The organism is Zunongwangia sp. HGR-M22 (assembly GCF_027594425.1).
In the GTDB taxonomy this organism is placed as follows: Bacteria; Bacteroidota; Bacteroidia; order Flavobacteriales; family Flavobacteriaceae; genus Zunongwangia.
On sequence record NZ_CP115159.1, the window covers coordinates 3,185,872 to 3,202,394 of the forward strand.

The window sequence follows — 16,523 nt, forward strand, 5'->3', positions numbered from 1 at the left end:
AATGATCTTTACAACGCCTAAGGCACTACTTAAAAAAATAGCACAATGAGTTTATTAGAAGATTTACATTGGCGATATGCCACCAAAAAAATGAATGGCAAAAAAGTGCCTCAAGATAAATTGGATTATATATTAGAAGCGGCACGTTTAGCTCCTTCTTCTTCAGGCTTACAGCCGTATAAGATTATTGTAATTTCAGACAAAGCTTTATTAGAGAAAATAAAAGGAATTTCTTGGAATCAGAGTCAGATTACCGATTGTTCTCATCTTCTAGTTTTTGCTGCATGGGATCATTACAGCAACGAACGTGTTTCTGAAGTTTTTAATTACACGATGGACGAGCGTGGTTTACCCCACGAAACGATGGACGATTACAAAGCTAATATCTTAAGTTTATACGAGCCATTAGGACAAACTTGGCAAGCCGAACATGCTTCTAAGCAAAGTTATATTTCTTTCGCCATGGCTATCGCCGCAGCTGCCGAGCAAAAAGTTGATGCTACACCGGTAGAAGGTTTTGTGCCTGAACAACTGGACAAACTTCTTAAATTGGAAGGAAGTGGTTATAAGAGTACGCTTTTACTACCATTGGGATACCGTGAAGAAGAAAACGACTGGTTGGTAAACATGAAAAAAGTACGTACGCCTAAAGAAGATTTTATTAGCGAAATGACCATAGCTGATGCCGCTGAATATAACGAAGAGCCTATGGATAAATCTATTGGTGATTTAAAGAAATAAGTTTTTCACTTAGAAAATATTTCAATGCATAAAAAAGCCTTATCAAAATGATAAGGCTTTTTGTTTTTAAGCAAATCCTTTATTTCTGTTTTTCTAAATATTCCTGATATAATCTTTTCATTTCTTCAGGTTCTAATTTCCAGTATTCTACTAAAGGATTCTCTTTTACTTTCTCTTTATATTCTTCGATATATTTTTGATTTAAACTATCGTTATCATCATATTTATCGCGTAAAGCTTCAAGCCTTTTGTGCAGTTCTTTTTTTACTTCATCGTAAGCAGGATCTCCATAAACATTCTGCATTTCATTAGGATCTTTTTCCAGATCATATAATTCCCACACATCCATATCGTAATAAAAATGTATTAATTTATATTTATCGGTAGTGATCCCGTAATGACGTCTTACATTATGCTCAGATGGATGCTCGTAATAATGATAATAATGTGCATCTCTCCAGTCTTCAGGAGTGTTTCCCTCTAAAACAGGCACTAAACTTCTACCTTGCATATCATCAGGAATTTTGGTTTCGGCGATATCTAAAAATGTTTCAGCAAAATCTAAATTAGAAACCAAATCGTTATTAACGGTACCGGCTTTTACTTTGCCCGGCCATTTTACAAGTAAAGGGGTTTTTAAAGATTCTTTGTACATCCATCTTTTGTCGAACCAACCGTGTTCGCCTAAATAAAATCCTTGATCTGAGGTATAAATCACAATAGTATTTTCATCCAAACCTGCTTCTTTTAAATAATCCAATACTTTCCCTACACCTTTATCTACACCAGCTACCGAGGCTAAATAATCCCTCATATAGCGCTGATATTTAAAACGGGTTAAGTCTTTACCGGTAGGTTTATCATTTCTGAATTTTTTAATAATAGGATCGTAAATAGAGTCCCAGGCTTTTTGCTGCTTCTCGTTAAAACCGGCTTGTGGCTGATCGGTAATTTTAATGTCCTGCTCCATTTTCATTGCATCAGAAATAGACATATAATTTAACGCAGCTACTTCTCTATTCCCAGAATAATCATCAAATAATGTTTCTGGTTCGGGGATTTCTACACCTTCGTACATTCCTAACTCATTAGGACCGGGTTGCCAAGGTCTGTGCGGAGATTTATGACCTAAAAACAGCATAAAAGGTTCTTCATCATTTTTTACACCGTCCATCCACTCAATGGCTTTATCTGTAATAATTTCAGTAGCATAGCCTTCTACCTGATATTGCCCTTCTTCATTAACAAAAGTAGGATTATAATAAGATCCCTGTCCCGGTAAAATATCGATATAATCAAAACCTTTAGTAGGCGTAGTTCCTAAATGCAATTTCCCTAAAACTCCGGTTTTATAACCCGCTTGTTGTAGTAATTCGCCAAATGTTTGCTGACTAAAATCGAATTTGGTACCAATAGTATTGTCTACAAATCCGTTTTTATGGCTGTATTTCCCAGTAAGAATCGTTGCTCTTGAAGGTCCACAAATAGAATTTGTAACCAAGGCATTATTAAACCGCATACCTTCTTCAGAAATCCTATCGATATTAGGAGTTGGGGCAATTTCAGCTAAACGGCCTCCATAAGAACTTATCGCTTGATATGCGTGATCATCACTGATGATGAATACGATATTTGGCCTTTTTTTGGTTGCTTCTTCTTCCTTGTTTTCGCTACTGCCTTTTTCATTTTTACAGGAAAAAAGAGCTCCAACAACAAGAAGAAGCATTAAAAAATTAGATTTTTTAATGCTCATTTTTAATAGTTTTAAAATTAATTTTTCAGAGTTTCCATTTCAACATCAAGATCAAACGTATTGTTCACTTCTTCTACAGTGATATCTTGATCTAGCGTAAAATTCTTAGCCATTTTAATGTCTAAAGACGAAGCTCCAATTTTTACGGTATAGGTTCCTTTTTCAGCAATCCAAGCGCTTTTTGCATCTACAAAAGAAGCAAGGTCTCTTGCTTTTAGAGTAAAGGTTAACTTCTCTGATTTTCCTGGTTTTAGAACTTTTGTTTTACCAAATGCACGCAATTCTGCTGAAGGTTTATCTACCATTTTTGCAGGAGCAGCAACATAAACTTGTACTACTTCTTTACCTGCAACTTTACCTGTGTTCTTCACTTTTACAGAAACTTCTATTTCATCTTTAAAATTGTTTGTACTGAATTTTAAATCTGAATATTCAAAAGTGGTATACGATTTACCAAAACCAAACTCGTAAGATGGTTTTACATTAAAGGTATTAAAATAACGGTACCCAACATAAACATCTTCTTCGTAAAATACTTCTTTAGGATCGTTTGCAGGAACGCCTGGGAAGTTAGCTGCAGAAGGTTCGTTGTTATAATCCATTGGGAAGGTCATTGTTAATTTTCCGGAAGGATTTTTAGCTCCAGAGAATACATCGGCAACAGAGTTTCCTCCTTCTTGTCCGGCTTGCCACGCTAATAAAACAGCATCTACTTTATCTTTCCAGCTGGCAGTTTCAATCACTCCGCCAATGTTTAAAATGACGATCACTTTTTTACGTTCGGCGTGAAAAGCATCACTTACAGAATTGATCATTTTAATTTCATCTTGCCCTAAATAGAAATCGTTATTTATTTTTCTATCGTGTTGCTCTCCGGCATTTCTACCAATAGTAATTACGGCGACCTCAGAAGATTTTGCTTTTTCAGCTAGCATTTCTTTATCTAAAGGCATTTCTGGGATTCGTTGTACAGAAGCTAATAAACCACCTTCTTCTTTACGACGCTTCATTTCTTTTGCTGTAGCTTCTTTCACAAAAGGAACATAAGCTTCTTGAAGATCGTTATCGATGGTATAACCTGCATTGGTTAAACCTTCGATTAAAGAAACGGTATAGGCTTCATTTACATCGCCACTACCCGTACCACCGGCGATAAAATCGTAAGAGGTATCTCCAAAAACAGCTACGGTGCCTTTTTTACTGGTATAAGGCAATGCGTTGTCTTCGTTTTTTAATAAAACCATTCCTTCTGTAGCTGCGTTACGTGTTACTTCAGCGTGCGCTTTTAAGTCTGGATCATCGCTATACTTATATTTAGCTACAGTAGGTGTTTCTAAAATATAATTTAAAATATGACGCAGATTTCTATCGATCGCTGCTTCATCTACTTTACCTTCTTTAATGGCTTTGATTAAAGCATCTTTTTGGTTTTGAGTACCTGGCATCAATAAATCGTTACCAGCTTCCATCTGAGCAACAACATCACTTACGCTAGTTTTTTCATTAATCGAAGTAAAACCAGGGTAACCACCAAACCAATCGGTCATTACCAAGCCTTTATACCCCCATTCGTCTCTTAACACTTTGGTTAGTAAATCTTCGTTGGCAGAAGCATACACGCCATTAATTTTATTGTAAGCCGTCATTACCGTCCAAGGCTGTGCTTCTTTTACCGCAATTTCGAAACCACGTAAATAGATTTCACGCATTGCACGCTCGGTAATATGTGCATTAACTGACAAACGATTGGTTTCTTGATTGTTTGCTGCAAAATGCTTAATAGAAGTACCTACATCGTGAGATTGAATTCCTTTTACGTAAGCTGAAGCAATTTTACCAGCCACTAAAGGATCTTCCGAATAATACTCGAAATTTCTTCCGTTTAATGGGTTTCTATGAATATTTAAAGCAGGAGCCAATAAAACATCTACCCCATATTCTTTTACTTCTTCACCCATTGCTTTACCAACTTCTTCAATCAACTCGGTGTTCCAAGAAGAAGCCAAGGCAGTTCCTACCGGAAACGCCGTAGCATAATAGGTGTTCGGGTTATTTTCTCTTTTCGGTTGAATTCGTAATCCCGCAGGACCATCGGCAAAAACGGTTTTAGGTATTCCTAAACGGTTCACTTCTTCATTTCCTCCGGCTTGTCCTAACACACGTACGTCAGGCTCACCTTCTAGAGGCACCAAACCTGCGTAGCCCGGCATCCCGGGACCTACTAATAAATCTACTTTTTCTTCCGGTGTCATTGCTTTGATCACTTCATCTACAGAAGCTTTCCCTAACTGCGGTGCTTTTTGAGCCGTCGTTAGTTGAACACTTCCAAGTGCAACAACAGCAAAGAGTCCTAATTTCTTAAAATTCTTTTTCATTACTTATTATTTATTTGAGGTATTTATATTGAGTTAACCAGTCTTCAAAACGCTTGTACCAAGTATCGACCGGTAAATTTTGAGTTTTCATTCCAAAGCCGTGTCCACCTTTTGCATACATATGCAGCTCTACCGGATATTCGGCTTGAAGCCATTTGCTATATAAAGCAACACTTTTTGGTGCTAATTTTAATTGATCGTCACTTGCAGCTGAGATGAACAACGGAATTTCTGGAACATCTTTAGCCATTAACTCATCGCTAGGCCCGCCATAAAGGGAAGCTGCAAAATTGGGTAAAGTTGCTGAATTTGCTTCGCCTAAAACAGTTCTAAGAATCACCGTTGCTCCCGCAGAAAAACCAATAACACCTACTTTATCGGTATTAATACCAAACTTATCAGCGTTATTTCTTACATATTGAATAGCTGCTTTACAATCTTCACCCGCTAGTTTCTGTACGGCAGCAGATCTTTTATAATGTACATCACGATCTTTTAAACCTTCCATCAACTCTTTTGCTGGTGTATCTGTTTTTGAGTGAATTAAACGATATTTCAACACAAAAGCAGTTATGCCTTTTGCCGCTAATTCTTTAGCTACATCTATCCCTTCTCTATTAATCGATAAAGTTTGAAAACCACCGCCCGGAGCAATAATAATTGCGGTTCCGTTTGGATTTTCGGGTTTAAAAACTAGTAATTCAGGATCGGTTACATTATAAACTACTTGAGTTTGAAATAAATCAGAGTACTTTTGGGCCTCCTGCCAGTTCCAATCTTCAGAACCAGGAGCTTTTCCGTCATAAAGTTTTATGACCTGATCTTGTGCGCTAAGCTGAAAAACAGCCAGCAATAAAACAGCAATAGTTATTATTTTTGATAAATTTTTCATTTTATCTTATTTTTTATATTTCGTTACCCTTTCATCTTTAATTACACCATTCCAGTCTAGACCATAACCGAAATCGTAGGTATTTCCTTCTGAATCTTCATATGGAATCATATCGAAAGGCACATCTTCTTGTTGCGCTTCTACCGTTTCCATATTAGCTGGCATTTGAACTGGCAATAATCCTGAAGGTTCATCTTTACCTGAAACGATATCTAGCACTGCTTGCGTTGAAACCCCAAAGTTGAGTACAATACCGTCTACCTGAGATTCGAATTCACTAAAAATCATTGGTTTATTTGCGGTTACTGAAACAATAACCGGCTTATCTCCCATCAACATTTTAGTATCTTCTATGGTTCGTAGATCCATAATATAGGAAGAAGTAGAAGATTTTCCTTTGTACGATCGATCTTTAATTTCAGGGTCAATCACCGGATCTCCCGCAGCGATACTGTGTTCTCTTGCAGTCGTGGCCGTGTAAGTTTCATACTGCAATGAAATAGGCACATACCCGTTACCTCCTTCTTTACGATCTACTTCGCTATAACCCGCTTCTTTAGTTTGCGGATTTCTTACAAAAACTAGTGCAAAATCTGCCTTTTTTGGGTCTTCGGTAACCTTATAATATTTTTTGATCAAATCGATATCTACCGGATAATCGAAATGTGCTTCAGTAGCATTTCCCCACCAATCGGTTGCAACCGGCGTATAAATTTTAGGAATGTAAACCGTTTGCTTTTCTTTTATAGGTAATACTTGATTTTTGTTTTTCAGCATCACCACAGATTTTACCTGTGCTTTATAACCCGCTTTCATAAACTCGGCATTCCCAACAATCGCTTTGGTTTCTTCCACATCTACATATGGATTTTCAAACAATCCAGTTCTAAAGATATTTTTTAGTAAACGAACGGCAGAACGCTCAAAGCGCTTACGCATATAATCTTCTCCAAACTCTTCAACTCCCATTTGGTAAGCTTCTAAAACAGGGCCTTTTTCGTTGTTTCCACCAAATTGATCTACACCCGCTTTTAGCACTTTATAATGACGCTCGGCTATAGAAAGTTCTTCGGTTCCCCAAGGTTTTCCGGCAAAAGTAGCTGGTGTTGCGCCTTCATCTGAAGTGATTAACCAGTCGGTACACACCACTCCGTCGTACCCATATTGATCACGAAGTAACTCAGTAATCATATATTTACTGAAACCGTTACCTACATTTTCTTTATAAACATCGTCACGATCAAAACTAATGGTGTAATATGGCATTACCGCAGAAGCTTTTTCGGTACCACCATCTAATTTAAAAGCTCCTTCGGTAAACGGTTTTAAGTGATCTGAAAAATTATCTCCCGGATAAACCGCAAATTTTCCCATTGCCCAGTGCGCATCTCGCCCACCTTCTTCCGGACCTCCGCCAGGCCAGTGTTTTACCATCGCATTAACGCTTTGGTAGCCCCAACCACTGTTAATTTCTGAGTCTTTATCTGAAGTTTGGAAACCTTCGATATAAGCTTTCCCCATTGCTTTTACCAATTCCGGAGATTCACTAAATACGTAAGCAATACGGTACCAACGTGGTTCGGTTCCCAAATCTACCTGAGGCGAAAGTGCTGTGGTAATACCCAAAGCACGATATTCTTTAGAAGCCATTTCTCCAAACTGTTTTACCAGTTCCGGATCGAAAGTAGCGCCCATTGCTAAACCATCAGGCCATAATGAAATCGTACCACCGGCACCGGCATTAAATTCTGAAGTAACTTCTGCCGTATTTCTTGGGTCTGAACTGTTATTTGCAGGAATCCCTAAGCCCAAACCTTCTACATAAGCTTGCACATTGTTATTCCATTTCGCCGCAACTTCCGGCGATTTTACCGCAGTAAGTAAAACGTGGCGTAAATTATCGTCTTTTAAAAATTGTTTTTGCTGATCTGATATTGCAGAAGCTTCAGCTCCGCTTTCAGAAAACGGTTTTCCATTATAAGTTCCGGCTCCAAAACCAACCTCTCCGGAAGGAATGGATTGATGCTGACTATACAACATTAATCCTGCGATTTGCTCGACAGACATTTTTGAAGCCAAATCTTTAGCACGCTCTTCTACAGGAAGACGCCAATCTTCGTAAGCGTCTAGCTTTCCGTTTTTATTTAAATCTTTAAACGATTCTTTACCGTCTTTGATGATTTTTACACCAGAATTTTTATGATACTTCAAAACAGTACCCGATTTACTGGTTACTGTTTTTATATCATTTTGTTGTGAAAATCCCATTTGAATTCCTAAGGCTAAGCTTAGTACTAAGCAAGTTTTTGTTTTCATTATAATACTTTTTAAAAAAGCCAAAAGCATTCAATTTGAATGCTTTTGGTTGATGTTTTTTAGAAGTTAAAGTTTACTGAAAGCTGTGCGGTAAATGGTCTGATATAAGAACTTGTTAATAAATTACCATAATATTCACTCGGATCATTTTTTAATTCAGCTCCATTAATAGTTCCTTTAGCTCCAACTTGGTTTAAGAAATTTACCAATGTAAGACCAAAATTTAAATGGTCATTATACTTATAGTTAACTCCTCCAAAATTTTCCCAACGTGGTGCAAAAGTTAAAGCATTATTGATATTAGCATATTGTTTACTAAAATATCTAAAACTAGCCCAAACTCTCCAGTCTTTGTAGGTATAACTTGGATCTAGCTCTAACAATACTTTAGAAATTTCTAATACGGTTTTATCACTATCATCGTAGGTATTACCAAAAGCTTCAAAAGTAAAATCTTTATATTTTGGATCCTGTACCGTTACTAAACCATGAAAACTAAAGCCTTTAAAAGGCGTAAGCACTACATCTGTAGTCCATCCTAAAGTTTCAATATCATAGTACGTAGTAGTTTGTTGTTGCTGAGTATCGTCGTCCGGATTAACTAAATTAAATCGTTTTAAGTAGTTATTCTTAGTTAAATAAGATACTTGTGAGACTAAACTTATCCATTTATCATTATAAAATACACCAAAAGCTCCCATAGGACTCTTACTTGTTTTAGCATTTGGCGTTAAATTTGCCGAATAACTTTCTAACCTACGATTCTCTTCGGTATATTGAAGATTTGCTAATACTCCAAATTTGTTGGTTACATTATAGGTAGCGTTTACTTTACCGGCTATATGAAACCAGTTTTTATTAACCGATTCAATATCTGCATCCTGAATGGTAAAATCTACTCCTCTATCCTGTAAAGAATATTCACCATTGATATAATGGTGTCTAAAAAATAGACCATAACTTAAATTAAATCGATCACTTACTTGCCAATCATCACTAGCGTATGCTGCTAATTTGTTTTCCTTTCCGGTATGAAACTCTGCACTGCCATTATAACCATAAAATCCATAATCATCAGTAATTTGGTTTAATACCAAATCTTGATTATTTCCATAACCTATCAAACGTTGTGGTTGATTTTCTACAGTTTGATAAAACAACGAACGATTAGATACATAATTATCTACATGATAATATTGTTCTAAAACACCTAAAGTTACATCGTGATTTTCGATTTTCTTATTGATTGAAAATCTTCCCATAATTGCTGTCGTCGATATTTCAGGAGAATTCATAGCCAACTGGGTGCCTACTGGCCCAGAATATAAATCTCCATTTGATGGATATCTAAATTCTTTATAATTTGGATCGTCGCTTTCCAAATCATTAGAAAGGATACTAATAGGTATAATATTCAATAGAGAAGCTTTAGCCAAGTGTAAACGCGTAGAATATTTAAAATTCCAACCATTATCCATAAGATAATTACCGAAAATATCAATATTATGAGATGTATTGGTATTTTCTTTACCATCCATAGATGCCCAATAATAATCTCCCCCATCTACATCTTTAAAACGAACTTTACCGTCTCTAACTATATACGAATCACGACCAATGCGAAAATCATCTATTTCATTAGCTTCACCATCTGGACCGTATTCGACCACCGCATAATTAGTAGTGGTATAAGAATCCGCATATTTATAAGAAATATTAAAAATGCCTTTTCCATCCTTAAATCGTTTGGTTAAACCAGCTCTAAATATTTTAGTTTGATCGGCATAATTATTATATCCTAAATCGTAAGTACTGGGATCAAAGTTTACAAATGCACCAGCAGTGTAGGACCATCCGTTCTCTGAAATTGGTCCAGAAACATTAATATCCCCCTGAAACCATCCAAAATGGCTTCCTGAAAGCTTTCCTTTTAATTGAAATTCTTCAGTCCCTGTTTGTGTGTAAGAATTAACTGCAAAACCTAAATCTCCCATGGTTCCTGCTAATTCATCCATTTTTAAAAGGCCAGTTTTTTGAAGGCTTACACTTTGTCTCCAGGTTTTATTTGGCAATTCTGGCCAAAAAAGATAAACCACGGGTAAATCGTTTTCGAGAATAGTAATACCACCAACGCTTCCCGGTAAACCTATATTTACATCTCTTGGACCAGAATTATTAGCTGCATTTAGCATAACGTTTCTGTCGCTGCCATTTTTTTTACCTTCTACTTCTTTATCACCCTTCAAGTCTTGCTGTAACGCAATGGAATCCTGAACACTTATATTTTTATCTTTATCTTCTTGCGCAAATATCGATTGCGAAGCAAATAAAGAAAAGCCTGCGAAGAATAAGCTTAAACTTGTTTTTGTAAAATTCCTGTTCATATAATGCTTCATTTTGAAACTTTTAAAAATTGATATAAAATTTTCTCACCCTACATGAGAAAAGACTTTTTTAAACTCTTTAATTCTTTTCTACTTCATATAGATTATTGACTAACTACTTCTTTTACACAGCGAAATCCTGTGTTTTCTAAACTTGTATCTGATGAAGAGGCCATTTTAGAAGAAACTCTATAGCCAGAACAGTACGATTCATTACACATAAAAGAACCACCTTTTATTGTTTTTACCGGAACTCCAGGTTGACGAGGGTCGTTGCTATTCTTAGAGCCGGAGGGATTATTCTGTACTTCTTCTGTTATTGTTTTGTAATAATTGAAATTATAATTATCTGCAGTCCATTCCCATACATTACCGGCCATATCGTATAGACCAAAATCATTAGGCGCATAGGATTTTACAGGAGCAATTCCATAAGCTCCATCGTTTTCTGTATTTTTGTAAGGAAATTCCCCCTCCCAAGTATTGGCTTTAGGCTTACCATGATAAGGCTCCTCTTTTCCCCAAGGATAGGGTTGATTTTTTAATCCGCCGCGAGCAGCGTATTCATACTCAGCTTCTGTAGGCAATCGTTTTCCTGCCCATTTAGCGTAAGCGTTCGCATCTTCCCAAGAAACATGTACTACCGGATAATTCTCTTTCCCTTCAATAGAGCTTTGAGGTCCTTGAGGATGTTTCCAATCTGCCCCTCTTTTCCATTCCCACCACACTGAAGGATTATTTAAAGGAACTTCATTTTTAGTACCTTTAAATACTAATGATGATGCTTTTAAAAAACTATCCGCAGGTTTTGGGGTATTGGCAGGTAATTGTTTCTTCATCTCGTTCCAGTCTACATCTCTTTCGGCAGTGGTTACATAACCTGTTGCTTTTACAAATTCAGCAAACTGAGCATTCGTTACAGAAGTTACATCCATATAAAAAGGATCTACTTTTACTTTATGCTGAGGGTACTCATCTGCTCTACCTCTATTATCTGAAGCCCCCATTAAAAACACACCACCTTCAAGTTTCACCATTCCTTTAGTAGAAATTCTATCGCTTTTCTTTTCAGAAATGTTGGACTTTTCTGAAACTGAAAATCGACTCGGCAAATTAGCGTGACAACTGAGATACGTGGAATCTTTTTTCGATACCGTTTTCGTTACAGATGTTGTTTCTTGATGTTTTTCATTTTTGCAAGAAACAAATAGTATAAATATTACAAATATGTAGCTTAAACGATTGTACATCTTTTTAGTTTTTGAATAAGGTTGAATATGGCTTGTAACCTATTCGCTGAGCATTAATTTCTAATTGTTCTCCTTTTTTTAGCTTTATAGCTTCGCCATCATAAACTTTAAATTGTTTAGGAGCTTCTATTTTTTCACCTTGAGATTTCATGTTGAAAATAATTTCAAGATCCCAAGATTTCACTTCGTGTAGTTCAGTTTTTTCTTTATCAGATTTTTTCACAACTCTATAACCAATAGAAGTTCCCGGAGTTTGCTCTTTTAAGTAAATTCCTTCTTTAGCCTGAATAATTTGGACTGGTTTGGTTTGTGGTATTTCTCCTTCACCATTCCACATATATTCCTTAACCATATAAGGTTCAGACATATAAGAAAGATCACCAACTCTAGACACCCAATTTTGATAGGCTCTACGCAATTCTTCTAACTTATCTTTGTATTCAGGATTGTCGGCTAGATTATGAACTTCATCCGGATCTTCGCTTACATTATATAATTCTTCGACAGGTTTTGTAGGCTCGAACCAATCTGCTAAATAAGGATTTGTGATTTCTCCAGCTTCTTTTTTATCTAAAAATTCCTTCATTGTAGGAATACCTTTTCGGTATTTAATATCTTGATATTTGGGTATCTCTGGATTAAAATTATAAATATATCTAAAATCTTTATCTCTCACAGAACGCACTCTATCATATTCGGAATCCATTCTGTCACGCGCAGCATATACGTAATCTCTTTTAGTATCTTCTGCAAATTCACCTAAAAATGCTTTTCCCTGCATATATTTTGGTGGCTGGATATTGGCTATAGAAAGTACACTTGGAGCAAAATCTATTGAACTAATTAAGTCGTTTATTTCTGCATGAGCATTTTCACCTTTAGGATATTTCACTAAAAAAGGAATATGTGTTCCTCTTTCTAGAATTTCTCGTTTCATCCATGGTAAATTACCGCCGTGGTCACTAAAAAAGAAAATATAACTATCTTCGTAAACTCCGTCTTCTTTTAACTGCGCGATAATCTCTCCTACCTGATCATCCATCATTTCTATATGCGAAAATAAATTCGCAAAATCTTTACGTACTGTTGGAGAATCTTCGTAATACGCAGGAATTTTCGCCTTCATACTTTCAGGGCTCACTCTAAAATTATCTGGATAGTTCATCACCTGAGACTCGTGCGTGATAAAAATATTATATATACTGAAGAAAGGCTGATTTTTGTCTCTGTTCTTATAAGTAGCAGCAGAACTACTTTCATCCCAAACCGTCACCGGCGCTTGAAACTGGTAGTCTTCTTTGGAATTATTTGTAGTGTAATATCCCTCTTTTCTTAAATACTCAGGAAATGCTTTCACATTCTCCGGCAATACAGCATCATATAAAGGCACACCTTCCGGCATAAATTTTTCTTCAATAGCTCTGGTACGCATATGTTGCGCACCTACAGAGATTGGATGCATACCTGTAATTATACCTGCCCTACTAGGCGCACAAACACCAGCGATAGTGTAGGTAGAATTATACTTCACTCCTTCTTCCGCAAGTTTATCTATATTTGGTGTATTGATAATATCATCACCAAATGTTGCCATATAAGGAGATATATCTTCACATGTAATCCAAATAATATTAGGCTGCTTTTTATTTTGCTGAGCAAACATGCTATTAACTAGCAGAATCGCAATAATAACTAAAGGTTTGAATAATTTTTCACTCATGGGAGTTACATCGTTTTCGAGATAATTTATTGTTTCATTTAAAAGCAATATTACAGCATTTTCTACAAGTTTCAAAAAGAAGCATTGTAATTTTAATCAACTTTTCTACTTCATAAAACTTAATACTTTCTGAATACCTTGTTATTATTGAAACAATGAGGAAAACGAATATTAAAATAAATTCGCAATTAAATTTAAACAATATTAAGATTTAGTTATTGCTGAACTCTAAAATTACTGATTTGATATAATTAGATTTCTTTAAAAATAATTTAGCCCCATGATAGGGGCTTTAAAGTTATTGTTCAAACATTGCAATTTGAATTAAGATATTTTTATTTTAGAGTGTTCCTATTCTTTTCAAGTTGAAATTAGAACTTCCACTTACCACAGATAATTTATCGCCTTCCCCACGAGTATTATATTTTCTAGCATAGACCGCTAATTGTTCCCATTGATTAAGTTCTACAAGCTTATTTAAACTGATTGTATAAATTTCGCCATTTTTAACTGCACTATCTATTGTTATAAAAACTGAAGATCCTTCAATTTTACTTCCCCACTTTGCAAAATAGAATTCGTAAACTGTATTTTCAGCATCATCATCTTCTATTTTCAACGAGATAGTAGAATTAGCTTCGTAAACTCCGGACTTTTGTACCTGTATGCCATCTCCAGACATACTAGAATTTTTCAAATAAGAAGATTTATTGAATTTGATACTAAAAGCATTTCTATCGTTTCTCAAAAATTGAGTCCCATTATTATAAAGATCTCCAAAAACTTCTGCACTATTATCGGCAGCACCTCCACCACTAGAAAATTCTTTCCAACTCGCATTACCGTTGCCATCTGAAGTTAATACCTTACCAGCTCCTTGAGTCCCATCCACTAATTTAAAACTTCCGTGAAGATCTAAACTAGCTTCAGGTTTATAGGTGCCTATTCCTATTTTAGATTTATACCAATCATTCTTCCCACCGTTACTGTCATATCCAGCATTTCCTATAATTACAGTATTGTCTTGATCAGCTTTCGCTCCATAGCCGATAGCAACAGCATTTAAGCCTTTTGTATTAGCCTCGTAACCTAGAGCTATAGAATTTACGCCATCTGCTCGAGATTTAAAACCATATGCTATAGATTTGTCTGCGGTCGCGGTAGAACTTCCTCCAATGGCCATTGCGTGCATTCCACTAGAAGCAGCACCATTACCTAGTGCGATACTAAATTGATTTGATGCATTCGCTGAAACTCCAATAGCTAATGAATTTACATTGGAAGATTTACTATTCTTTCCTATCGCTAAAGAGGCGCTAGAAGATGCATTTGATCCCGTACCTATAGCAAAAGCATCGGTTGCTGAAGCTTTTGAATTGCTACCTACAGCAAAAGAACTTGTACCATCTGCCCGTGAATTTACACCCATAGCAAAAGCATTGGTTTGATTTGTTTCTGCATTATAACCTAAGGCTACAGATCTATTGGTATTAGCTTTGGCTTTTGTACCTATGGCAAACGCATCCTGATTTCCGCTGGCATCAGATTCTTGTCCTAGCGCAAAAGAACGCTGACTATTATCTATCACAGATCCTATACCGAAACTTACGCCTCCATTAGGATGAAATTTACCAATTTGCTTATCGTTAACTCGGAAATTTAATTCTGCATAAGTAGTGCTACCTATATACTTTTCTGAATTACCAGAGTAACCAAGATCATTACCTTCCAAAGACCAAGATCCAGAGGCATTATTACCAGCTCCAGAAGATAAATCATCTATTCTTGCTTTTAGAAAATCAAAATCATTTTGAGATTGAATTTTATCCCATTTTTCACCATCCCAAAAATAAAAACGTTCTTCTAAATCTCTATTTTTAATATCGTTATAAACTAATAGCCCAAGTACAGGATTAGGAACAGTAATTCTATCGGTCAAAGAAGTCAATTCTACTCTGGGGATTAATACTCCGGCATGTTTACTTCTAATATCCACTATAGAAGAAGGATCGGGTTTGGTTGTATTTATACCTATTTGTGCTGAAGCAAAACCTGACATTAAAAGACAGATTATTATAAAAATTTTATTGGTTTTCATATTGTAGGGTTTTTAGCCAGACAAATTTATTTTGAAAACCTTGGCTTAATGCCTTTTATTCGACAAGCTGCAAATCTGTATCGTTCAATTCATTTAAAATGAAATCGAATGGTTTTAAGAAATTCTCATATTATGCAAAATTCAGATATTTAATGTGGTCATTCATAGCTTTACTCATTTATAATTAATGAAGAAATTAGTCGTAACTCATATTTATATTCTTTTTATAATATCAAGATATGTCTCATTGTTTACTAGATTATTTCTTCAAAATAGGCGGTCTTATTCCAAAAAAATCTTTTCTTATTTTTAAAATCTGTCAGCAGATTAATTACGTTTTTAAATTATTAGATTTTACAATACGTTGAAAGATTTCAATATTTGTAATAAAAGAAATACGTTCTCCTAGCCTCAGAAAATTGTATTCTATACTAGAATGAAAACAAAGATAATAATAAGAAGAAGTCTAAGAATATTAGTTACGCTCGTTTTAGTACTTAATTTAGCAATAGGCATTTTACTGAATTTTATAGTTACGCCGAAAAAAACTCCAAAAGCATTGGCTATTGCCAACGAATTTTTAGTAAGTGAAGTAGATTGTAAACGTATTGAACTTACTTTTTTTCAAGCTTTCCTAATCTCGGATTAAAATTTCAGAAAGGCGCCTTATTGCCAAATCCTCGCTATCCCGAACAAGATACCTTAGTGAAATTTAAAGAAGCAAAACTTTCCTTTAATCTCTATAAATTCTTAAAACATAACGAAGTTAATATTAAGAATATTCAACTTGATGCGCCTCAAATTTACTTTCAGTTAGATTCTTTAGGCGATTCTAATTGGAACATTTTAAAACATGAATTCGCAGAAGAAGAAGCTCAAGACACTACCGAGCAACTAGAGATTAGGGCGTTTGCTATTGAAAAATTAGAAATTAATCACGCCCAAGCACGCTATAAAGATGGCGTTTCTCAGCTAAATTAAGCCGTTAACGATT

10 protein-coding genes are annotated in these 16,523 nt (G+C 35.6%); 2 read left to right on the forward strand and 8 right to left on the reverse strand.

Features of this window, described 5'->3' with window-relative positions; all coding sequences use genetic code 11:
- Positions 1–45: 45 nt before the first annotated feature.
- Complete coding sequence (locus tag PBT91_RS13795; RefSeq protein WP_270059039.1) at positions 46–741, forward strand: nitroreductase family protein; 696 nt, start codon at positions 46–48, stop codon at positions 739–741.
- A 79-nt stretch (positions 742–820) separates the two neighbouring features.
- On the opposite strand, the gene PBT91_RS13800 is transcribed toward PBT91_RS13795, so the two are convergent.
- From PBT91_RS13800 to PBT91_RS13835, 8 genes are all read right to left on the reverse strand, one after another.
- Positions 821–2,494, reverse strand: coding sequence for a sulfatase family protein (locus PBT91_RS13800; RefSeq protein ID WP_270059040.1), 1,674 nt, complete (start codon positions 2,492–2,494; stop codon positions 821–823).
- A gap of 17 nt (positions 2,495–2,511) precedes the next feature.
- Complete coding sequence (locus tag PBT91_RS13805; RefSeq protein WP_270059041.1) at positions 2,512–4,869, reverse strand: beta-glucosidase family protein; 2,358 nt, start codon at positions 4,867–4,869, stop codon at positions 2,512–2,514.
- A 10-nt stretch (positions 4,870–4,879) separates the two neighbouring features.
- On the reverse strand, positions 4,880–5,761 hold the full coding sequence (locus PBT91_RS13810) for an alpha/beta hydrolase (protein ID WP_270059042.1): 882 nt from the start codon (positions 5,759–5,761) through the stop codon (positions 4,880–4,882).
- A 6-nt stretch (positions 5,762–5,767) separates the two neighbouring features.
- On the reverse strand, positions 5,768–8,077 hold the full coding sequence (locus PBT91_RS13815; protein WP_270059043.1) for a glycoside hydrolase family 3 protein: 2,310 nt from the start codon (positions 8,075–8,077) through the stop codon (positions 5,768–5,770).
- Between the two features lie 59 nt (positions 8,078–8,136).
- The gene (locus PBT91_RS13820; RefSeq protein WP_270059044.1) at positions 8,137–10,473 is read right to left on the reverse strand and encodes a TonB-dependent receptor; all 2,337 of its coding nucleotides are present in this window, start codon (positions 10,471–10,473) and stop codon (positions 8,137–8,139) included.
- 92 nt (positions 10,474–10,565) lie between these two features.
- Positions 10,566–11,711 carry a formylglycine-generating enzyme family protein gene (locus tag PBT91_RS13825; protein WP_270059045.1) on the reverse strand — a complete coding sequence of 382 codons (1,146 nt, stop codon included), beginning with the start codon at positions 11,709–11,711 and terminating at the stop codon, positions 10,566–10,568.
- A gap of 4 nt (positions 11,712–11,715) precedes the next feature.
- The gene (locus tag PBT91_RS13830; RefSeq protein ID WP_270059046.1) at positions 11,716–13,506 is read right to left on the reverse strand and encodes a sulfatase family protein; all 1,791 of its coding nucleotides are present in this window, start codon (positions 13,504–13,506) and stop codon (positions 11,716–11,718) included.
- A gap of 265 nt (positions 13,507–13,771) precedes the next feature.
- Positions 13,772–15,529, reverse strand: a complete 1,758-nt coding sequence (locus tag PBT91_RS13835) for a hypothetical protein (protein WP_270059047.1) — start codon at positions 15,527–15,529, stop codon at positions 13,772–13,774.
- A gap of 669 nt (positions 15,530–16,198) precedes the next feature.
- Between PBT91_RS13835 and PBT91_RS13840 the strand changes: the two genes are divergently transcribed.
- Positions 16,199–16,510: a hypothetical protein gene (locus tag PBT91_RS13840; RefSeq protein WP_270059048.1), complete on the forward strand. Its 312-nt coding sequence runs from the start codon at positions 16,199–16,201 to the stop codon at positions 16,508–16,510.
- The last annotated feature ends 13 nt before the right edge of the window (positions 16,511–16,523 follow it).

Excerpts from the sequence above, each read along its gene's own strand:
- PBT91_RS13825 (WP_270059045.1), bottom strand. The coding sequence starts at position 11,711 with ATGTACAATCGTTTAAGCTACATATTTGTAATATTTATACTATTTGTT.
- PBT91_RS13805 (WP_270059041.1), bottom strand. The coding sequence starts at position 4,869 with ATGAAAAAGAATTTTAAGAAATTAGGACTCTTTGCTGTTGTTGCACTT.
- PBT91_RS13810 (WP_270059042.1), bottom strand. The coding sequence starts at position 5,761 with ATGAAAAATTTATCAAAAATAATAACTATTGCTGTTTTATTGCTGGCT.
- PBT91_RS13835 (WP_270059047.1), bottom strand. The coding sequence starts at position 15,529 with ATGAAAACCAATAAAATTTTTATAATAATCTGTCTTTTAATGTCAGGT.
- PBT91_RS13800 (WP_270059040.1), bottom strand. The coding sequence starts at position 2,494 with ATGAGCATTAAAAAATCTAATTTTTTAATGCTTCTTCTTGTTGTTGGA.
- PBT91_RS13795 (WP_270059039.1), top strand. The coding sequence starts at position 46 with ATGAGTTTATTAGAAGATTTACATTGGCGATATGCCACCAAAAAAATG.
- PBT91_RS13815 (WP_270059043.1), bottom strand. The coding sequence starts at position 8,077 with ATGAAAACAAAAACTTGCTTAGTACTAAGCTTAGCCTTAGGAATTCAA.
- PBT91_RS13820 (WP_270059044.1), bottom strand. The coding sequence starts at position 10,473 with ATGAAGCATTATATGAACAGGAATTTTACAAAAACAAGTTTAAGCTTA.